This window comes from Olivibacter sp. LS-1 (assembly GCF_008245145.1).
In the GTDB taxonomy this organism is placed as follows: domain Bacteria; phylum Bacteroidota; class Bacteroidia; order Sphingobacteriales; family Sphingobacteriaceae; genus Olivibacter; species Olivibacter oleidegradans.
Map to the genome: position 1 here is coordinate 1,298,158 of NZ_CP041643.1, position 21,190 is coordinate 1,319,347.

General features: G+C 43.2%; 17 protein-coding genes. 13 read left to right on the forward strand and 4 right to left on the reverse strand.

Features of this window, described 5'->3' with window-relative positions; genetic code table 11:
• Positions 1 to 116: 116 nt before the first annotated feature.
• The 9 genes from FKG96_RS05295 (at position 117) to FKG96_RS05335 (ending at position 9,534) form a co-directional block, all read left to right on the forward strand.
• Positions 117 to 665, forward strand: a complete 549-nt coding sequence (locus tag FKG96_RS05295; RefSeq protein WP_149105169.1) for a PspC domain-containing protein — start codon at positions 117 to 119, stop codon at positions 663 to 665.
• A gap of 89 nt (positions 666 to 754) precedes the next feature.
• Positions 755 to 1,705, forward strand: a complete 951-nt coding sequence (locus FKG96_RS05300; RefSeq protein ID WP_149105170.1) for a LiaI-LiaF-like domain-containing protein — start codon at positions 755 to 757, stop codon at positions 1,703 to 1,705.
• Between the two features lie 247 nt (positions 1,706 to 1,952).
• Positions 1,953 to 2,558: an RDD family protein gene (locus FKG96_RS05305; RefSeq protein WP_149105171.1), complete on the forward strand. Its 606-nt coding sequence runs from the start codon at positions 1,953 to 1,955 to the stop codon at positions 2,556 to 2,558.
• 389 nt (positions 2,559 to 2,947) lie between these two features.
• Positions 2,948 to 3,589 (forward strand): TetR/AcrR family transcriptional regulator, encoded by a 642-nt coding sequence (locus FKG96_RS05310; RefSeq protein WP_013664960.1) that lies wholly within the window; start codon positions 2,948 to 2,950, stop codon positions 3,587 to 3,589.
• A gap of 8 nt (positions 3,590 to 3,597) precedes the next feature.
• Entirely contained in the window at positions 3,598 to 4,947 is a 1,350-nt protein-coding gene (locus tag FKG96_RS05315) for a TolC family protein (RefSeq protein ID WP_130854427.1), read from the forward strand.
• Positions 4,948 to 4,982: 35 nt separating this feature from the next.
• On the forward strand, positions 4,983 to 6,095 hold the full coding sequence (locus tag FKG96_RS05320; protein WP_130854426.1) for an HlyD family secretion protein: 1,113 nt from the start codon (positions 4,983 to 4,985) through the stop codon (positions 6,093 to 6,095).
• A gap of 96 nt (positions 6,096 to 6,191) precedes the next feature.
• Entirely contained in the window at positions 6,192 to 7,763 is a 1,572-nt protein-coding gene (locus FKG96_RS05325) for a DHA2 family efflux MFS transporter permease subunit (RefSeq protein WP_149105172.1), read from the forward strand.
• Between the two features lie 217 nt (positions 7,764 to 7,980).
• The gene (locus tag FKG96_RS05330) at positions 7,981 to 8,544 is read left to right on the forward strand and encodes an FKBP-type peptidyl-prolyl cis-trans isomerase (protein WP_149105173.1); all 564 of its coding nucleotides are present in this window, start codon (positions 7,981 to 7,983) and stop codon (positions 8,542 to 8,544) included.
• A gap of 81 nt (positions 8,545 to 8,625) precedes the next feature.
• On the forward strand, positions 8,626 to 9,534 hold the full coding sequence (locus FKG96_RS05335; RefSeq protein WP_168204531.1) for an FKBP-type peptidyl-prolyl cis-trans isomerase: 909 nt from the start codon (positions 8,626 to 8,628) through the stop codon (positions 9,532 to 9,534).
• Here FKG96_RS05335 and FKG96_RS05340 read toward each other — a convergent pair.
• The 3 genes from FKG96_RS05340 to FKG96_RS05350 are packed head-to-tail and all read right to left on the reverse strand — an operon-like array spanning position 9,531 to position 12,644.
• Positions 9,531 to 10,844, reverse strand: a complete 1,314-nt coding sequence (locus tag FKG96_RS05340; RefSeq protein ID WP_149106296.1) for a deoxyribodipyrimidine photo-lyase — start codon at positions 10,842 to 10,844, stop codon at positions 9,531 to 9,533. The genes FKG96_RS05335 and FKG96_RS05340 overlap by 4 nt on opposite strands.
• Positions 10,837 to 11,760: a TIGR01777 family oxidoreductase gene (locus FKG96_RS05345; RefSeq protein WP_013664967.1), complete on the reverse strand. Its 924-nt coding sequence runs from the start codon at positions 11,758 to 11,760 to the stop codon at positions 10,837 to 10,839. Before FKG96_RS05345 ends, FKG96_RS05340 begins: the two co-directional genes overlap by 8 nt.
• Positions 11,761 to 11,777: 17 nt before the next feature.
• A complete protein-coding gene (locus FKG96_RS05350; RefSeq protein WP_013664968.1) occupies positions 11,778 to 12,644 on the reverse strand; it encodes a hypothetical protein in 867 nt (288 codons plus the stop codon).
• Positions 12,645 to 12,859: 215 nt separating this feature from the next.
• Between FKG96_RS05350 and FKG96_RS05355 the strand changes: the two genes are divergently transcribed.
• The 4 genes from FKG96_RS05355 (at position 12,860) to FKG96_RS05370 (ending at position 19,858) form a co-directional block, all read left to right on the forward strand.
• Positions 12,860 to 14,164 (forward strand): DASH family cryptochrome, encoded by a 1,305-nt coding sequence (locus FKG96_RS05355; RefSeq protein WP_149105175.1) that lies wholly within the window; start codon positions 12,860 to 12,862, stop codon positions 14,162 to 14,164.
• 153 nt (positions 14,165 to 14,317) lie between these two features.
• Positions 14,318 to 17,131 (forward strand): 2-oxoglutarate dehydrogenase E1 component, encoded by a 2,814-nt coding sequence (locus tag FKG96_RS05360; protein ID WP_013664970.1) that lies wholly within the window; start codon positions 14,318 to 14,320, stop codon positions 17,129 to 17,131.
• Between the two features lie 11 nt (positions 17,132 to 17,142).
• Positions 17,143 to 18,702, forward strand: a complete 1,560-nt coding sequence (gene odhB / locus FKG96_RS05365; protein ID WP_130854420.1) for a 2-oxoglutarate dehydrogenase complex dihydrolipoyllysine-residue succinyltransferase — start codon at positions 17,143 to 17,145, stop codon at positions 18,700 to 18,702.
• A 160-nt stretch (positions 18,703 to 18,862) separates the two neighbouring features.
• Positions 18,863 to 19,858: a hypothetical protein gene (locus tag FKG96_RS05370; protein ID WP_149105176.1), complete on the forward strand. Its 996-nt coding sequence runs from the start codon at positions 18,863 to 18,865 to the stop codon at positions 19,856 to 19,858.
• A 268-nt stretch (positions 19,859 to 20,126) separates the two neighbouring features.
• Here FKG96_RS05370 and FKG96_RS05375 read toward each other — a convergent pair whose 3' ends face one another.
• Positions 20,127 to 20,849, reverse strand: a complete 723-nt coding sequence (locus tag FKG96_RS05375; protein ID WP_130854418.1) for a head GIN domain-containing protein — start codon at positions 20,847 to 20,849, stop codon at positions 20,127 to 20,129.
• Positions 20,850 to 21,190: the final 341 nt, after the last annotated feature.

Genomic DNA, 21,190 nt, shown 5'->3' on the forward strand with positions numbered 1-21,190 from the left:
GAGCCAATGATTAGCCAATGTGATGGTGGGCAAGCTTAAAGCTTATCGTCTATGGCTCAAGCCTAAAGTGAAGCTGATTTCCGATGGCTAAAAATTACAGCATATAGCTTATAACCATGGAAAAGGAACTTAGGAGAAATGAACAGGAAGGCATGCTTGGTGGCGTCTGTGCCGGCCTGGGGGAATATCTGGGTATTGATAAGGCCTGGATACGGGTGATTTTTGTACTCAGCATATTTTTTAGTGCTGCGGGGATTGGCCTGATAGGTCCGATCGCCTATGTGATTATGTGGATTGTAGTACCTCGTAAACCTTTTGTTTTTCCCGGGTTTCAGGAACCCTACGGCCGGCCGCACATGGAGAAGACGTTTACGGTAGGAGGAGAGGATGTATTCCATCACTTGGAACGGCGAAAACAGAGGGAACGAAGGTCGGTAGGCGTCGCGTTGCTGCTCATTGGTACTCTCTTTTTGTTATTGCAATTGGATTTTATTACTTGGGAGGAGCTTATCAAATACTGGCCGCTTGTTTTTGTGGTGGGTGGACTGATAAGCATCTTTAGCTCTTTCAAGCTCGGAAAAGGTCAGGCAGCGGAAGAGCCACTGATAGCACAACCTAAGGATAAGGAAAAACCGGAAGAGAGCGAATCGGAACAACCTTCGTAGCTGCGTACATAAAACAAACTGTAACGCTGTGGTATAAAACGGAGCAATAGGTCGTGCTCCTTGGTGTCGACCGTTAAGATATATTGAATATGAATAGAGAAAGATTAAATTGGGGATTGGTGCTGCTTTTTATCGGCGTCATGTGGCTATTAAGTAACACGGGAGTTATCTCTTTTTATTGGTCGAGTTTATGGCGTTTTTGGCCGGTGTTTCTGATCATTCTGGGGGTTAACTTGCTGTTACCTAAGCATGGGGTAGGCAATGCCATCTCAGTGGTTGCAACTATTGCGGTTTTGATTTTTATAGGCTTTCAGGTATCAAGACCGAGTAGAATATGGGGAGGGCATATAAGCTATGAAGACGGCGGTGATAATAAAGACCGGGGGGATAACGACATCGCCGGGGAGGTGAAAAATGCGGATTTTTCGAGCCCCTATAGCCCAAGCATTCGAAAAGCCCACCTCGAAATCAAAGGTGGTGCCGTTGAATACAAGATGGATGGGGAGGCCGCGGAACTGTTTAGCGCGCATTCGCGTGGTGTTTTTTCGGGGCATGTACTTCAAACGACTACCAAAGACTCGGTGGCTGAATTGACCTTTAGAATGAAGGATGTAAAGAAAAAGAACTGGAATATCGATGGTGAGGGGAACAATGAGGTTGAGATGTCTTTGAATACCAACCCGCTTTGGACTATCAGAGTGGATGTCGGAGCCGGAGCCGTCGATTTCGACTTAAGCCGATATAAAATTGAACGCCTTACGCTCAAAGGAGGCGCTGCTTCTTTTGAGACAAAACTGGGTATGCCGATTGGCGAGTCAATCATTGACGCAGAGTCAGGTGTAGCAAGCGTAGAAATAGAAATTCCCAAGGAAGCCGCTGCCCGGATTGATGTGAAGTCCGGATTATCTTCTAAGGAATTTCCCGGATTTATTAAACAGAACGATGGGTCTTATATAACGGAAGGCTTTGAACAGGCAGGAAATAAATATTTAATTGATTTAAAGGGTGGGCTTAGTTCATTTTCGGTAAAAAGATATTAGTGGAGGTGCAGGGTTTAGGGCATGAGCTTTAGGGCTTAGGGCATAAGGTATTAAGGTATTAGGTTTTAGGCGTTAGCGGTTTAGCGCATAACATTTTAGATTTTAGGTATGAGCTGTTGGATGAGATTGGTGTAAGGTAGGATGTTTTTTATCATCCCTCCGGGAGACAGGTCATCCCTGCTGGAGCGGGCCATCTTCCGGGAGGGAGGCTTTTTGAATTTTTAATTTTGACTTTTTACTTTTTAATTTGACAGCATACTACATAGTAAAAAATGGCAAACCATTTGGACCACTTAGTTTATCGGAACTAAGGACGATGGGATTAGTGGGTACAGACTTTATCAAGGAAGACGGTTGGGATGATTACAAAGAACTGAGGGAAATTCCGGATCTCAGTGCAAAATTGGGCATAGCATACGAACGGGCGCTGCCTCAATACTATGCTACCTTAGATGTTAGGCTACTAGCTGCGGCCATCGACTATTTTTTCGCTTTTCTCATTTACTGTTGTTTCGCCCTGGCGATTGTGATCAAAGCCGAGCATAAACAGGAGCAATGGACTTACCTCCTTTTCGGCCTATTGACAGTTCCTTTATTCAAATTCATTATATGTGTGATCGGTGAGGGCTCCGCTAAAAACGCTTCACCTGGAAAATTGCTGTTGCAAATTAAAGTAACCGACACGAAAGGCAATCCTATCGGCTTTGGAAGAGCGCTTTGGAGAAATATGGCCAAAATTACAGGCTTACTGACTTTAGGCGTGAGTTATTTAATTGGCTTTATGGATCGTAAGCAACAGTGTGTCCACGACAAATTAGCGCGCACTTTAGTGATTAAAGGAAGACTTATTTAGCAGCGATTGGCAATGGTTTTTCTGCTTACATTGGCTAACCGACCCTAGGGGAGCTCATGAACCGAGTGCAATGAGCTCATGAATGCCAATAAAAAAGTAATTGACTATGAATAATGCCCTTTGAAGTTAACACTAATGAATAATTATCCCATTAGCTAATTATTCACTATCTGTTTTTTAAGTGTTCATGAACGCACTTTGTTCGGTTATTCATCATTAATTCCGTCACTCAACAACACGAAATCGTTTTACAAAAAAAAGACAATTCATAAGTTGTTGATTTTCAAAAAATTATTTCAAATATGTGTTACGTTAATGTTATCAAATGAGTTAAACGCTTGTTTGAATTAAACGTTTGTTTAACTTTGCGCCCATTAATTCATTAAGTGATGACTGAATACAGTGAGAAGCAGCTTTTGATTATGGACACCGCCCTTCGTTTATTTTCAGAGAAGGGATATGATAAGACCTCCATCCGCGATATTGCACAGGCCGCGGAAGTCAATGTAGCAATGGTGTCCTACTACTTCGGATCGAAAGAAAAATTGCTGGAAGCCCTTTTTAAAAAGCACTTTACGTTTATTACGGGCAAATTAGAGAGTATTCTTTATGAAAAGGACAGTACAGCCTTTGAAAAGGTCGAACAGATAATCGATGTATTTATTGACACGCTCTACAGTAGGCAACGATTTAATCGACTTATGACCCGCGAAGCCAGTATTTTACAGGAAGGACCGCTGTTTGATATGATTTTTGAGATGAAAACCAAAAACCGGAAGCTCATGGAGCGAGCTGTAAAGGCGGGACAGCGGCTTGGTGTTTTTCGTAAGGATGTAAACGTGTTCTTTTTATCCTCCGTATTGATTGGAAGTGTGAATCAGATGCTCGCCAATTGTCGCTACGAAGCACAAAATGCCAAGCTGGAAGGCTCGGAAGCCGAGAATTTTCAACAGGAAAAAATCAAAATACTGCGGAATCATCTCAAGCAAATGTTCATTGCTTACCTGACCCAACCGGAATTAAAAAGATAAGAGCAAAAATGGATAATATAATAAATAAAGTGAATAAACTTTTAGTAGGGTGTTGCTTGCTGGTTATAGCAGGCAATACGGTGTTAGCACAGGAACAAAGAACGCTCACTTTACAACAAGCGATTGATTTAAGCTTGGAAAACAGTAAAGAATTGAAAGTGAGCGATAGTAAGGTTAAACAGGCCTTAGCTTCTTTGCAAGAAGCGAAGGATAACCGCCTGCCCGATATTGATATTTCCGGACAATACATGCGGGTTAATAAACCGAATGTGGATTTTAAGTTACAGGGATCCGGATCGGAAGAATCAGGGGAAGGTTCGGGTAGCGAAATGCCGAATGTTAGCCAAGCTATGTTTGGGATGGCTACCGCTAGCTTGCCGATTTTCGCCGGTGGTAAAATTACTAATGGCATTGCTTCGGCTAAATATTTGGAAAAAGCAGCTGAACTGGATGCCGAACGGAACAAGCAAGAGGTGATACAAAATACCATTGCCGCATATTATAATTTATATAAAGCACAAGCAGCGGTAAAACTGGTGACAGAAAACCTGAATACTTCAAAGCAGCGCGTAAAAGATTTCGCTAATATGGAGGCGAACGGTCTGGTGGCTAGAAATGACCTCTTAAAAGTTCAACTTCAGGAAAGCAATTTGGAATTGGCGCTGCTGAATGCCGAGAACAATGAGAAGATAACAAATTTTAATTTTGATTTAATGCTGGGGTTAGATGAAAGCACCAGGTTGGTTTTAGACACCACCGGTCTTTCTGTTAAACCTCAAGTCAAGTCGCTGGCCGACTGGGAAAGCCTGGCTTTGGACAATCGCGCCGATTTCAAGGCGCTCTCGAGCCGACAAGATGCTGCACATGCGAATGTGAAAGTAGCAAAAGGATCGTACTACCCGTCTTTTGCGGTTTCGGCGGGATATGTCGGTATCAATGTTCCACACGCACTAACCGTTACCAACGCCCTAAATGCCGGGGTAGGTTTGAGTTATAATTTAGCTTCGCTTTACAAAGCAGGAGCAAAAGTTAAACAGGCTAAAGCGCAGGAGGAACAATTGGCATGGAACCAGGAACAATTGAAAGATGGGATACGGATCGATATACATAAGGCATATCAGGATTATACGCAAAGCCTGAAAAAAATTCAAGTATATGAAAAGGCCGTGGAACAAGCCAATGAGAATTATCGCATTACTAAAAATAAATATGATAACAGCCTAGCCACTACCACCGACTTGTTGGACGCCGATGTGGCTCGTTTACAGGCAGGCATTGATTATGAATATGCAAAGGCCGATGCGGTAGTAGCTTATAATAAATTGTATGAAAGCGCTGGTGTAAGCGTAGGGGAATAAACAAATAAGAGATTTAAAGGTATTAGCAATAAAATATGGAAACCAATAATCAAACTACGGCAAAAGAACCGGAAAAAAAATCCGGAAATAAGGGTTTTGCGATTGTTTTCGTTCTGCTCATCCTAGTGGGAGGAACATATGGTGTAATTAAATATTTACACGCTCAGAAACACGAAGAAACAGATGATGCACAGATCGTGTCGACGATCAGTCCGGTTATTCCGCGCGTATCCGGTTATATCAAGGAGGTCCGCGTAAGCGATAATCAAATGGTGCATAAAGGAGATACCTTGGTGATCCTGGATGATCGGGATTATCAGGTTAGTTTAGCTCAGGCTGAGGCTTCATTGGCTAGCGCACGGAGCAATGCCCATGTAGCAGGTGCGGGTATTCAAGTGGCCCAAGCCAATATCAGTACTTCTCAGGTGAATGTGAACACGGTAGAAGCGCAGATTGAATCAGCAAAAGTTAATCTTTGGCGGGCAGAAAATGATTTTAAGCGTTACGAGAATCTGATTAAGGATCATAGCATTACGCAACAACAGTATGAAGAGGCTTTAGCCACCAAACAGTTGGCACAAAGACAGCTCGATGTGTTACAAACACAGAAACAATCGGCCGCAAGACAAGCTGCTGCGGTTGGTACGCAGAAATCCGTTAGTGCCGGGCAGGCATCGGTAGCGGAGGCAACCATTAAGCAACGCGAAGCAGAAGTGGAAGCAGCTAAGTTAAATGTTTCTTATACCGTGATTACGGCTTCTATTGACGGTCAGGTAGGTAAAGTGAACTTGCAACCGGGACAATTTTTAGGAGCTGGGCAATCGCTTTTCAACATTGTTCCAACTACCGAAAAATGGGTAATCGCGAACTTTAAAGAGACACAACTCACTAAAATGAAAACGGGACAAAAGGTGTCTATTAAAGTGGATGCTTATCCTGACTCTACCTTAGAAGGCGTGGTTGCTTCTTTCTCTCCGGCAACCGGTGCCGCTCAATCTTTGTTACCGCCCGACAACGCTTCCGGTAACTTTGTGAAAGTAGTACAGCGCATTCCGGTGAGGATCGATTTTAACGAGGGACAAAGTCCTGAATTGATTCAAAAAATCCGTACCGGAATGAACGTATTGGTAGATGTGCATCTTAATTAGCTATCGGAAATCAGCTTTCAGCTCTCGGATTTATAGATTGGAAGTATTGAATAAAAAGCTGATTGCTGATGGCTGGAAGCTGAAATCTTAAAATATATGGAACAAAATTCTTTAGTTGAATATGGTTGGCGGCGGGCAATTATTACCATAACAGCTATTTTATGTGCGCTCTTGGAGATTGTGGATACCACCATCATCAATGTTGCGCTCAATGAGATGCGCGGTAATATGGGCGCTACGCTTAGCGAGATTGGTTGGGTCATTACGGCTTATGCCATTGGTAACGTCATCGTAGTGCCGCTAACGAGTTTCCTTTCTCAACAATTCGGTCGGCGCAATTATTTCGCCGCCTCGGTTATTCTTTTCACCATATGTTCTTTTCTGTGTGGTAATTCAACCGCCATGTGGGAATTGATTTTATTCCGGTTTCTACAAGGGGTAGGGGGTGGTGCCCTGTTGGTAACCTCTCAAACCATTATCACGGAAGTGTACCCGATTGAAAAGAGAAGCATGGCTCAGGCTTTGTATGGTTTGGGAGTCATCGTCGGACCTACGCTGGGACCTCCGCTCGGTGGGTATATCGTTGAAAATTATAGCTGGCCTTACATCTTTTATATCAATATTCCAATTGGTGTAATTGCAACCATGCTGACACTTAAGTTCGTTAAAAGTCCTAAATACGGCGAGAAGCGATCGGCGCGGGAAATTGACTGGTGGGGGATTGTATTTCTGGCCGGGGCTGTCGGATCGTTACAGTTTGTATTGGAACGCGGACAAGAAGAAGATTGGTTCAATAACAGTATGATTTTGGCCTTTACCATTCTTTGCGCGGCTTGTGTTTATTTATTTATCTGGCGCGAACTCACGGTCAAAAACCCGATTGTCGAGTTGCGCGTACTGAAAGATGCCAATTTACGGGTGGGCACGATCCTTTCCTTTATTATGGGGTTTGGTTTGTACGGATCAACATTCATTATTCCGCTTTATACCCAAAACAACCTCGGTTGGACGGCTTATCAGGCGGGTCTTTTGATGGTGCCGTCTTCATTGGTCACGGCCTTTATGATGCCGATCATCGGACAGGTCCTGCAGCGGGGGGTGAAACAAAAATACCTGGCCGCTATGGGAATGTTTCTCTTCTTTATGTTCTGTTTTTGGGGTTTTCGTATTATAACGCCGGATACAGGGGAGGGCAATTTCTTTTGGATGCTGATGCTGCGCGGTTTAGCCATGAGTATGCTATTCATTCCGGTAAGTACCCTATCACTTTCCACCTTAAAAGGGGCGCAGATCGGTCAAGGAGCAGCCTTCACCGGGATGATGCGGCAGTTAGGTGGTTCCTTCGGTATCGCTTTGATTACTACCTTTATGACCCGGCAAAACGCCCTACATCGTAATAATTTAATTGAGCATATCAACCCGAACAATCCCTTGTTTCAACAGCGATATCAAGGGATGGTAAGTAATTTTATGCAACATGGTATGGCACCCAACCAAGCTAAAGCTGCCGCGCTGAAAGCGATGGATGGGTCGCTTATGAACCAGGCTTCAGTGCTTTCTTACATGGACGTGTTCTTATATATCGGTATCATGTTCTTAATCTGTGTGCCTTTTATCCTTATGCTGAAAAATGCGAAAGCTAAACTGGATATGTCGAATGTGCATTAAAAAGTAAAAAGTAAAAATTCAAAAATAAAAAGTAAAAGTTCAAAAAGGCGAGTGTTGAATGGCGCTCGCCTATGGCTTAAAGCTTATTGCTTGCATCAATGTTAAAAAATGTTAATACATGCATTTAACCAATTAATTCAATAACTTTGCAAATAGCATTGTATTGAATTTTATGGGCAGACTCTACACCCTCATTTTCTTTATTATAATGGGGCTTATGGCAGTTTCATGCGATAAGGAGGAGGTCTATGTCTATGATCAACAGCTGGTGTTGGAGCGAGAAGCGCCTATGATCGCTTCTTATATTACGGCACATGGCTTGTCCGATTCGGCCAAGCTTCATCAGGAGACCGGTATTTGGTATGTCTTGAGCGATTCGGGGACTACGGCTGTCGATTACCTGACGATCGATTCGACAACAAACAAAGAGCAGCTGAAAAATAAACTGATCCGGGTAAAATATACAGCACGTATGTTGGATAGCACGATCTTTGAAGAAAACACAAGCTTGGATTCCATTCCTTATAAACCGTTGCTAACTTCCGAAACCGATACCGGGCGGATTTTGGCTTGGAAAATTGCCTTTTATCCAAAAAGTGTTGGCGGATTATTGGAAGGTGGTTTACGTATCGGCGCTAAAATCAGAATCATCACACCTTCCGTATATGGCTATCAAGACCGTCCCTATGGTATTGTCAAGGAAAATTCGCCACTTGACTATGAACTGGAGGTCTTGGATATCACCGATGCCGACAAACCCAAAACAATGCGTAAGAATTGATTTTCACATAATTTAGAGACAAGAGATAAAGTATAAATGAACCTTTCTATCAAAAGAATATCCTTATTAAGTTTATTGGGCATGAGCCTTTTCGCAGCCTGTAAGAAACAGGAGTACCAAAGCATCGAAGAACTTGATGCGGTCAGTATTGATTCCTATATACGGGCTAACAACTTAACGGTTCAACCGCTTGGCAATACCGGTATGTATTATCAAATATTGGAAGAGGGAAAGGGGAATGATATCGACTATACCGGTCGGTACGCCTTGGTCTATACCGTGCGCTCATTGGATGGTGTTTATAGCGTAACCGATACCTTTGCTTCCGCCAGTCGTTATTTTGATTATTTGGGCTATTTCTTGGGGGCCGCTCCGCAGGGCACCGCGATTTCCACGAGCCCTGCCTATCAGCAGCAAATTGAACGAGAAGAAGGCTTAAAAATGGCTATCCGAAGCATGTTGAAGAAGACGGATGGTCAAATCCGGGTGCTTATCCCGTCACGCTTATTGCCTTACGGTCGAAATGGAAACACCGATTTGGGGATACCTTCCAATGCTTCGATGGATTATGTGATTCGGGTCATTGATAGTGCGAGTATGCCGGCTTATGAGGACTTGTCCATACGAAAGAGAATGCAGGCTGCAGGACTAGATACTGCCGATTTTACAAAAACCGAGACTGGAATATATTATCAAATTACTGAGCAGGGTGACGGTAATCCAATTACGGTTGATTCGACAATTACTTGCTCATATAAATTGCATTTAATGAACGGTACCGAATTTCAAAGTGCAGACTCTGCGACAGTCTTAATATCTAATACAGTTAATGCTTGGAAGGAAGTTCTTCCCAAAATAAATCAGGGAGGAACGGTCCGTTTTCTTACACCTTCAACGCAAGCGTACGGATATTCCGGATCGTCTTCGATAGCACCATTTTCGGCGTTGGACTTCGAAATTTCTGTGCGGAAGACAGAGAACGATGACTAATCCTTCAAAGCACTTTTATACACCTCCAAAGCCCGCTCGCGGGCTTTTTTATGTTCTATAATGGGGCTAGGATAGCGAAAGGGGTCATCCAATTCGGGAATCCAGCGTTTTGCATAAACGAGCTTGGGGTCAAATTTTTTTAATTGTATCTCCGGATTAAATACCCTAAAATAAGGAGCCGCATCGTTGCCTGATCCGGCAGCCCACTGCCAGTTTCCTACATTACTGCTTTGTTCATAATCCTGTAATTTTCGCGCAAAATAGGCTTCTCCCCATCGCCAGTCGATCAGCAAATGTTTACACAAAAAACTAGCCACCACCATCCGTACTCGATTATGCATAAAGCCCGTCTCATTCAATTGCCGCATACCGGCATCTACCAGCGGATAACCGGTTTTCCCTTGGCACCACGCGTCAAATTCGCTTTCATTATTACGCCAATGAATTCGGTCGTAAGCAGATTTAAAGGCCTTGTTAACTGTTTCAGGAAAGTGCCATAAAATCATCATATAGAACTCGCGCCAGATCAGCTCATTTAGCCATGTTTTTTCGCTCGCTTGTCGTGCATCCTTTATCAGTGAACGAATACTGACCGTCCCAAAACGGAGGTGTACACTCAAATGGCTTGTGCCTTTTTCGTCCGCAGGGATATCGCGTGTATGGTGATAATCGCCTATAACCGTCTTATAGCTTTTACTCGGAAAAGTTTGTTTGGTAGCAACAAATCCTAGCTCTTTTAGTGTGGGAATCGTTTGCCAATGAGATCGGAGTGCCGCTAAGTGACGCTCACTTGGATAATTTTTAAGATGGGATTCACCTAATTGAGCGAGCCAACAATTTCTATAAGGGGTAAATACGGTATAAGGTTCGCCATTACTCTTCAGGACTTCTTCCTTTTCAAAAATGACCTGATCTTTAAAGGTATAAACGGCAATATGGTATTGCCTAAGAAAATCACTTATTTCTTTATCTCGCTTTCGCGCATAAGGTTCATAATCATGATTAAAATATACCGCTATGGGGTCGAATTCTTTTACAATTTCTTCCCAAGCTTTATTTGGTTCATCATGGTAAAAGGCGATGCCGGAGCCTTGTTGTTCCAGCTGTTTGTTTATGGCTCTCAGCTCACGATGGATAAATGAAACTCGGGCATCATCGTGATCTTCCAACTTCGACAATATCGCAGTGTCAAAAATGAATACGGGTTGGACTTTGTATCCGCTACGCAACGCCTCATACAGCGCATGATTATCCTGTAGGCGTAGATCACGTCTGAACCAGAATATACAGGGGCGCTCTTTCCTACTCATCCCTCTTTTCTCTTTCAAAAATATGTTTTAAAGCAGTTTCTATGGTGGGATAGGTAAACCGAAAGCCAGCGTTAAGTATTTTGTCGGGCGATACTTTTGCACTATCCAATAGTAACTCACTCATTTTACCCATAATGGATTTCAGGACGAAAGCAGGGACAGGCGGCAGCCACAGCGGTTTACCTAAAATCTTTGCAATCTGTTGATTTAATTGTTTATTGGTGACAGGTTCCGGAGCTACCATGTTGTAGACTCCCTGTAATCCCGGGTGCTCCAAAGCGTAGATATACATATTAACGGCATCCTGGATATGGATCCAAGGAATATATTGTTTTCCGCTTCCTAAAGTAGCCCCAAGTCCAAGTTTAATAGGTGCAGCTATTTTGGATAAGGCACCGCCTTCTTTGGCGAACACCACACCACACCTCAAAGAAACCGTACGAAGCCCGAGCGACCGACCTTTTGCTACGGCCATCTCCCAGGCAAAACAAGTCTGACCCAGGAAGTCGTCCGCGGGAACACGGTCTTCACTCAATAATTCGTCCCGTTTATTGCCGTAATAGCCCGTTCCGGAAGCCGATACCACCTGCTTTACCTGGTGATTACCGGTTGATAATAATTTATAAATAAGTCCGATACTATCGGTGCGGCTTTTTAGGATCTTCGTTCGTACATTTTTACTCCACGGTCTTTTTCCAATATTTTCACCGGCGAGATGAACAATCGCATCCACCTCTTCTATACAAGTCTTGTCTATTATACCCTCCTCCACATTCCAGGTAAAGTATTTTACCTGTTCGCTATCCCGTTGTGGCTTGCGTACGAGGGCGTGAACGATGTACCCCTTTTTCGTAAGTGCTGCTGTTAGGTGCTCACCGACCATACCCGAGGCCCCGGTGATTAATATTCTCTTCATGTGTACGGTATTAAACTTTAAGCAAGCGCCGCTTTGAGCGCTTGTTCAAATGTCAGGCATTCATGAGGAAACAAATCACGGATGTGATTGTTTTCGCACAATAAATCTTGCGTAATATTCTCGCCGAAGGCGCGCGCTGTGGATACGCTTACACCTGTTGTGAGACTGATAAAAAAAGCGGACAGACGGTTATTAAAGCTTGGTACTGAAATAATCGGCCTATTGATATGTATCTGCTTCATGTAAGCCTTCAGCATCTCTTTATAACTCAGAACGTCGGGCCCACCAATGTCGAAGCTTTGATTAAAGGCGGCAGGATTAAGCACGATAAAGCTTAGATAAGTTAACAAATCCTGCAGAGCAATCGGCTGCGCACGCATTTTTACCAAACGCTGATTGGCAAAGATAATGAAGCGCGACGACACCTTTTTCATCATTTCCATCAAGATAGACTCTTTTCCGATAATATTGCTGATCCTAACAATGGTATAAGAAATATAACTATCCGTCAAAATCTGTTGCACTTCTTTTATAAAAGGTGTACGCAAACGCGTAATATAAACAAGTTGTTGGCTATTGCTTTTTCTAGCTTGCTTAATAAAGTTGATCAACGAGAGAAGCTCGAGGTTTTTGTATTGCTCGCTCCATTCGGCAGAATCCTGACTGAGGTAAATGGCCACATCTATCTGTTCCGCAATCGTCGGTGTATAACGTTCGCGTACTAAGTCTCCACGTATAACGGATACATTCGGATGCTCTTCCGTCGTTTCCAAGAAATGCTTCTCATTCCGCACCAAGCAAGATGTTTGGTACCCTTCATCGGCAAGATGCCACGCCAATCGCTTCCCCAAATAATTGTTCAGTCCGGTAATTAGTATATTCATTTCGCAAGGCCTATGTCACGTTTATAACTACAATTATATCGTTCTTTCTGTTTAGTTTAAAATGAAATAAGTATTTCATAAGGAAAGCATTAAAAAACACCATGTTTAAACAAGGTTTGTTAACGCGGTGTAAAAGCTTGCGGAGAATCCCGCTATTTTTGTTTTATGAATTTAAAAACCAGTATATTTGAGATTAAAAGTTTCCTATATTAAGAATGAATAAAGATACAATCCTTGTTTGGTTTAGAAATGACTTACGCGTGCGTGATAATGAAATATTATGGCAGGCGCTTGCTAAGGCAGACAGGGTGGTGCCGGTATATGTTTTTGACCCCCGTCAATTTACTCCTTTAAAAAATGGAATGCATAAAACCGGTGTTATTCGTGCAAAATTTATCTTGGAAAGTGTACAGGACCTCCGACTTTCCCTGCGTGCATTGGGTGCCGACTTATTAGTCGTTTCCGGTTATCCTGAGGAAATACTGCCAACCTTGGCAGAGCGATATCAGGTAAAGGAAGTATATCACCATCGCGAGGTTGCCAAGGAAGAAACGCATATCTCGACACTTGTAGAGGAAGCGTTGTGGAAGAAGCGACTTAATCTACGCCATTTTATAGGACACACGTTATATCATAAAGAAGATTTACCCTTTCCAATTAAAGATATTCCCGATGCTTTTGCAACCTTCAGAAAGAAAATAGAACGGGAAACAACTATCCGACCTTCGGTAGAAACGCCGGTGAAAATTGAGGTTCCCGATAATTTGGAAGCGAGCGAGATTCCTTCCTTGGCATCGCTCGGCTTTTCGGCTGATCTAATCGGAATAGCAGATCAATCGCCTTTTAAAGGCGGAGAAACTGAGGGATTGAGGCGTCTGGAGACTTTATTGGCAGGTGCTGATACGGCATCATTGACAGGCTCTTTTGGTTCTGAAGAAGGAACCGTCTTGTCGCCTTGGATAGCAATGGGATGTTTGTCGGTGCATACCGTGTATCATGCGGTGAAAAAATATGAGGATAAAAGCCTGCCGAAAAAACAAGCAGCAGCTATTATTACCGGCTTGTTGTGGCGCGATTACTTTCGCTTCATGTTTAAAAAGCATGGTAACAAGTTCTTTTTACAGCAAGGTTTCTCTAATGAAATACCCGCTTATGAACTGGTGGGGGACGCTTTATTCGACCGGTGGAAGCGAGGAGAGACGGGCGATCCCTTCGTCGATGCCGCCATGCACCAGCTGAATACAATAGGTTTTATATCCCATACTGCCCGGATGCTGGTAGCACATTACCTCGTAAGCAACTTAAATATCAGCCACCTGCTAGGTGCTGCCTATTTTGAAGACAAACTGGTTGATTACAACCCTGCCTCCAATTATGGCAATTGGGCACATATTGCCGGTGTTGGCAGCAGTACCAAGGATAATGGTATTCGCGATATCAAGAAGTTGCAAAATTTACTAGACGCCCAAGGCGAATATGTCAAACGCTGGGGGACCCCCCAATTGTCTTATTCGAGCTAAACATTTCCATGCTTAACTTGTTGAGAAAAAATGTGCGTCACCGTGCGGTAACTATCAAGCAAATTTTTGTGCTGACGTTATAATTAAATTTGATTTAATGTGCATTCCGTCAGATATTTTATAACTTTGTCAGCACATCGTATTATAAAGTAAATGGACAGACTTTCATATCTTAGTAACGCAGACTCAAGTTACGTAGAATCGCTCTACAAAGCGTATAAGGAAGACCCCGATTCGGTCGATTTTGGATGGCAGAAATTTTTTGAAGGATTTGAATTCGGAGAGCAGGCGGGAGGCCATGGGCAACCGGTGGAAGGCGGCGACGTTTCTGAGCATTCTCTGAAAGAAATAAGGGTATTAAATATGATTCACGGTTACCGTGACCGTGGACACTTGTTTACAAAAACTAACCCCGTTCGTGAACGGAGACCGTATTATCCGGGAAAGGAGCTGGAAACCTTCGGCTTATCGGAAGCGGATATGGACACCGTTTTTAATGCCGGAGTAGAAGTTGGCTTAGGTCCGGCTAAATTACGCGACATTCGTCAGCTTATCGAAGAAACTTATTGTCAATCGATCGGCGCTGAATTCACCTATATTCGGCATCCTGAAAAAGTGAAGTGGTTGACAGAGTATATGGAAAGTACACGCAACCAGCCAAATTTTCCTATTGAAAAGAAAAAAAGAATTCTTCAGAAACTGAATGAAGCCGTAGTTTTTGAAAACTTTTTAGGCACCAAATTTTTGGGGCAGAAACGGTTTTCGCTGGAAGGAGCTGAAACGGTCATTCCGGCGCTGGATTCTATCATTGAGAAAGGTGCTGATCTTGGTATTCAGGAATTCGTGATTGGTATGGCGCACCGCGGTCGACTCAATGTACTGGCCAATATCATGGGAAAAACCTACAAAGATATTTTCTCTGAGTTTGAAGGAAAAACCTATGCTGCACAGGGTGATGAACCCGATTTCGGAGGAGATGTAAAATATCACCTGGGTTTCTCAACGGATATCAAAACAAATACCGGCAAGGACGTCCATTTAAGTTTATGTCCAAATCCTTCCCATTTGGAAACTGTCAATCCAGTGGTAGAAGGCTTGGTGCGTTCTAAAATCGATATGAAATACGATGGGGATAAATTGAAAATTGCCCCTATTTTAATTCATGGTGATGCTGCAATTGCAGGTCAAGGTATTGTATACGAAGTGGCGCAAATGTCAAAATTAGATGGATACTCTACCGGAGGAACCATTCACCTGGTCATCAATAACCAAATCGGCTTTACCACCAATTTTAAAGATGCGCGCTCATCTACTTATTGTACAGATTTAGCAAAGGTGACCCTTTCCCCTGTCTTCCATGTAAACGGTGATGATGTGGAAGCCTTAATATTTGCAATCAATATGGCGGTGGAATATCGCCAGCGTTACCATACGGATGTTTATATCGACGTGTTATGTTACCGCCGTTATGGACATAATGAGGCAGATGAGCCTAAATTTACCCAACCGAAATTATATAAGGCGATTGCTTCACATCCAAATCCCCGCGAAATCTATAATAAAAAGCTAATGGAACAAGGCAGCGTGGATGCTAACTTGGCGAAGGAGATGGAGAAAGATTTCAAAGCCTTATTACAACAACGCTTGGATGAATCGAAAGAGGCAGAAAACCTGAGCGAGTCCAACCCAATGTTTTCCGGCGCTTGGAAAGGATTAAAGCCTGCTAAGTATGAAGATATCTTTAAGCCGGCCAATACAGCGGTTGATAAAAAGAAATTCATCGAAATCGCCAAATTAATTACGCTGCTTCCAAAGGATAAAAAATTCTTCAGCAAAACTGCAAAGTTGTTCGAAGCACGTTATAATATGATTGAAGAAGATTCGTACGACTGGGCGATGGGAGAGCTAATGGCCTATGGAACGTTATTAGCAGAGGGATCTCGAGTTCGTATTTCCGGACAGGATGTTGAACGCGGTACTTTCTCGCACCGTCATGCAGTGATTACGCTGGAAGATTCGGAAGAGGAGTATATACCTTTAAAAGCGATTAACAAGGGCGATGTTAAGTTCGATATTTATAACTCCTTACTTTCTGAATATGGTGTGCTAGGCTTTGAGTATGGTTATGCTTTGGCAAACCCCCAATGCCTCACTATTTGGGAAGCTCAATTTGGCGACTTTTTCAATGGAGCGCAGATCATCGTTGACCAATACTTAGTAAGTGCTGAAACAAAATGGAAGCGTTCTAACGGATTGGTGATGTTATTGCCTCATGGTTATGAAGGACAAGGCCCTGAACACTCTTCAGGACGTATCGAACGTTTCTTGGAAGCTTGCGCTGAAAATAACATTCAAGTAGCCAATTGCACAACGCCCGCAAACTTTTTCCACTTACTTAGACGTCAACTGCATCGTGATTTCAGAAAGCCATTAATCGTATTTACACCAAAGAGTCTGTTGAGACATCCGAAGGTGGTGAGTAAGCTGAAAGATTTTACTGAAGGTCAATTTCAGGAGATTATCGATGATAGTTACGTAAAAACAGCCGATGTAAAACGTGTGCTTTTCTGCACAGGGAAGGTTTATTTCGATTTGCTGCAAAAACAGCAAGATGATAAACGGAAGGATGTTGCTATCATACGAGTGGAGCAGCTTTATCCGACACCTACTGATAAAATACGCGCTATCCGCCAGAAATATAAGAATGCAACCAAGTTCTACTGGGTGCAAGAAGAACCGGAAAACATGGGCGCTTGGCCACACATTTGCCGTAAATATCGCAAAACAAGCGTGGAGCTGGACGTAATCTCGCGTAAAGAGAGCAGCAGTACGGCTACCGGTTATTCGAAACAACACAATGCACAACAACTGTCGTTGATCAGTCGCGCCTTCGCCGACGACAGCGCAGGAACAGAAGCAAAAAAACAAGTAAAAAAGACAACTAAAGAAGCAGCAAAAGTAGACTAACATAAAAGATTATGGCAATAGAAATAAAAGTTCCAGCCGTAGGCGAGTCGATAACGGAAGTTACCTTATCTCAATGGCTGAAAAAAGATGGCGACTATGTAGAAATGGATGAAAATTTGGCTGAATTAGAATCCGATAAAGCCACCTTTGAATTACCGGCTGAAAAGGCTGGGATACTCCGTATTATTGCTAAAGAAGGGGATACCTTGGAGATTGGTGCGGTTGTCTGCACCATTGAAGAGGCAGATGGTAAAGGCGCAAGCACAACACAAAATAATACTACACCAACGGCTACACCGGAGGCAAAACCGGCCACTCAAGATAATGGTTCAACCGGAGCTCCTGTTGAAATTAAAGTGCCGACTGTGGGCGAGTCGATCACCGAAGTGACCTTGTCGCAATGGCTGAAAAAGGACGGTGATTACGTAGAGATGGATGAAGATTTGGCGGAACTGGAATCTGATAAAGCAACTTTCGAACTGCCTGCTGAGGTAGCAGGGACTTTACAGATTGTTGCACAAGAGGGTGATACCCTTGCTATAGGTGCAGTAGTATGTAAGATTATTCCGTCTGGTAAGGGCGCTGCAGCTGCGGCCCCAAGCAGCGCGTCAGCTCCGGCTACAGCAAAAGAAGAGGAAGAAGAAAAGGAACAAAACTATGCTGCCGGAACACCTTCACCCGCTGCTGCTAAGATTTTAAAGGAAAAAGGAATTGACCCAAGTACCATTAAAGGAACCGGGAAGGACGGACGTATTACAAAAGAAGATGCCTTAAAAGCGGAGAAAAAGGCCGTTGAGCCAAAACCGGCAGCGACAGCGTCGGCTCCTAAGGCTGAACCATCGACAACAGCACCTAAAGCTGCTGCCGGTTCGAGAGATGAACGTAGGGAGAAAATGTCTTCACTCCGTAAGACGATAGCCAAGCGTTTAGTTTCTGTTAAAAATGAAACGGCGATGCTGACTACTTTCAACGAAGTGGACATGAAGCCGATCATGGATCTGCGTGCAAAGTATAAGGATAAATTCAAAGATAAATATGGTGTGGGCCTCGGCTTTATGTCATTCTTCACGAAAGCCGTAACGACGGCCTTGGCGGAGTGGCCTGCAGTAAATGCACGGATCGAGGATAACGAGATTGTATATAGCAATTTCGCGGACATCTCTATCGCGGTTTCTGCACCGAAAGGTTTAGTGGTACCGGTAATCCGTAATGCAGAGTCCATGACCCTAGACGAAATCGAAAAAGCAGTTCGCGATTTGGCCTTGAAAGCGCGGGATAACAAATTGACTATTGATGAAATGACCGGTGGTACCTTTACCATCACCAACGGTGGTGTGTTCGGATCCATGATGTCTACACCGATTATCAATGCCCCTCAATCAGCCATCCTAGGAATGCATAACATCGTGGAACGTCCGGTAGCCATTAATGGTGAGGTCGTGATTCGCCCAATGATGTATGTCGCCCTGTCTTATGACCACCGCATCGTTGACGGACGGGAATCTGTTAGTTTCTTGGTTCGGGTGAAGGAATTGTTGGAAGACCCTGCTCGTTTATTATTGGGCATTTAATAAAAAGCTTATCTTTTAAAAAGCGGTTGGAATTTATTCAACCGCTTTTTTTTGAGAATGTCTATATTAAATGATCATCAAGAACCTTTCGTTGAATTATTGGCGCAGCTTGTTTACCCGGGCAAACTATAGAAACTTGCCAAGGGTGTCATTATAGAATATGAAAAAATTAGTACTGGTTACTTTATATTGCCTTTCATTTTTTGTTTCGAGAGGACAACAGGAGTTTGAATGGCAGGTGAAGGCTTTCGGCTTTGCTGATAACCGAGAGTATTTAAATGCGAAGCTCCATTCACAGTCGATACTGGGCATGCGTTTTGCTCCCGAAGTGGGGCTTCGGCTTGATAGTACGCATCGTATCCGCTTTGGGGTCAACTTTTTACAGGAGTTTGGTGCGGAACCTTTTGGCGAAAAAGTAAATCCAATCCTTTACTATAACTACGAAAACAGGGGCTTGTCCTTTTATATTGGTGCATTTCCGCGCTTCGAACTATTGGGCGACTATCCTCGTGCCGTATTGAACGATACCTTAATGTATTACCGGCCTAATATAGAAGGGCTCTTTTTCCGTTATCGAAAGGGAAGTTTCCATCAGCAGATATGGGTTGATTGGACCAGTAGGCAAACAGCTGAAAAAAGGGAGCAGTTTATGGTTGGCTTGTCCGGAAGAGCGCAAACTGGCCTGTTTTTCTTTTCACATTATTTAAGTATGCTGCATACGGCCAATACGTCTAATGGCGAGTTCCCCGTGCGGGATAATATGGTTGCTCTTTTGCAGATCGGGGCCGACTTGAGCGATCAATGGGTGCTGGATTCACTGACGATTGCGGCCGGTGGTTTAGGATCATTGGATCGTATAAGGGGAGAGTATGACACCCGTACGCCAAAAGGATTCATTGCTGACCTGCATGCCGCCTACCGATCCTGGTTTATACATAATACCTTTTATAAAGGGCAGGCACACGATATCCTATTCGGAGACCGGTTTTACACGAAAGATAGCTACGATCGATTGGATCTTGGCTGGCGACCGTTTAGAAAAGGAAATGTGGAAGGTTTCTTTATGTTCAGTTTGCACTTTACACCAGGCGAGATCAGCAACCAACAAATGATCCAGCTTCGGTATAATTTCGGAAAAGCGTTGAAGTTTAATTAGTGAAGTAGTTGTAGGGAAATAGTTGAGTAGGGAAATGGTTGATCGTAGACGTAAGATATAGGATCAGCCAATGTGATGATGGTTACGAGTAGCACTGACCCTTACTTACAACCTATAACGTAGAACTTATAACTAGTCAGGCTTGAGTTGCCAAATAACTTAATAGAGCAATGAGCAGGGGGGATTTACCTTACCCCCATACCTTACTCCTTATACCTTGCCCCTCATCCCTTATACCTTACACCCTATACCTTATACCCCACACCCCTTATAGCCTTCTAACTTTGCCTGATCCGGAGGTGGAAGCATTCACACTTTTTACATTTCCTGCATAATGGACGGAACCGGAGCCACTGATTTTGGCGTTTAATTCCTGATTGGTAAACACATAGGCATCACCTGATCCACTAATGTTAACATTCGTGCTATTAGCCGTTAATTTTGCCCCGTTAAATTTGCCCGAACCACTAATCCGGATGTCGTTACTTTCAGTCGACCCCTGAATATCAAGTTGTCCCGAACCACTGATAGCAGCAACAAAATTATCTACCTTGGCCGTACAGGATATATTGCCGGATCCACTTACTTTCACGTCAAGTGCCGGCGAAGTAATTGTACCGGACACTTCGATTTTTCCTGATCCACTCTGAGATAAGCCGGTTAACTGCTTAGCGGTGATATACACCGATACATGTCCTTTATTGATCGAAAACCAATTCAGGTTTTTTTTCATGCGGATTTTAAGTGCTCCCTGTTCTACTACGGTTTCTACATTTTGTAAGGTTTCCGGATCGCCTTCTAATTTGAGCGATTCGGTATTTCCCATTTTAATGTACACGTGGAAGCTCCCGCTGTTCTGTATGCTGTTAAAACCGCTAACATCCCGGCGCTCTTCATCGAGCTTGTTTAATAAGGTTGCATGTGCTATACCCATGCACATAAAAGGCAGTAATACTGCTAACCATCCGAGTGATCCGAATAACCTTTTCATTTAAATACTGTTTTAAGTGGTCATGAGGTTTACCAACTGCGTCCCGATAAGTGCAAAGCGGTATCCTTCATGTATCTATTGGTTTGTTTTTATCGCTTCTAATGTAGCGTGATTTTTATATAAGACGCATAAAGTCGGAAAACGTTGCATTTTTTTTATCTTTATTCGTTTAAAAACAAATTTCAAATCTTTTTATTTATACAAGATAAAGTGCCTTAACCGCTTATGTTTTAAAACAGACTGGTTTTCGTGAGCTGACTATAAAGTAAGAGTTGCAAGCATGGGCCAAAATTATATATCTTCCATGGTTTTGTAGACGTATAAAAAAGGAATGAAACCTG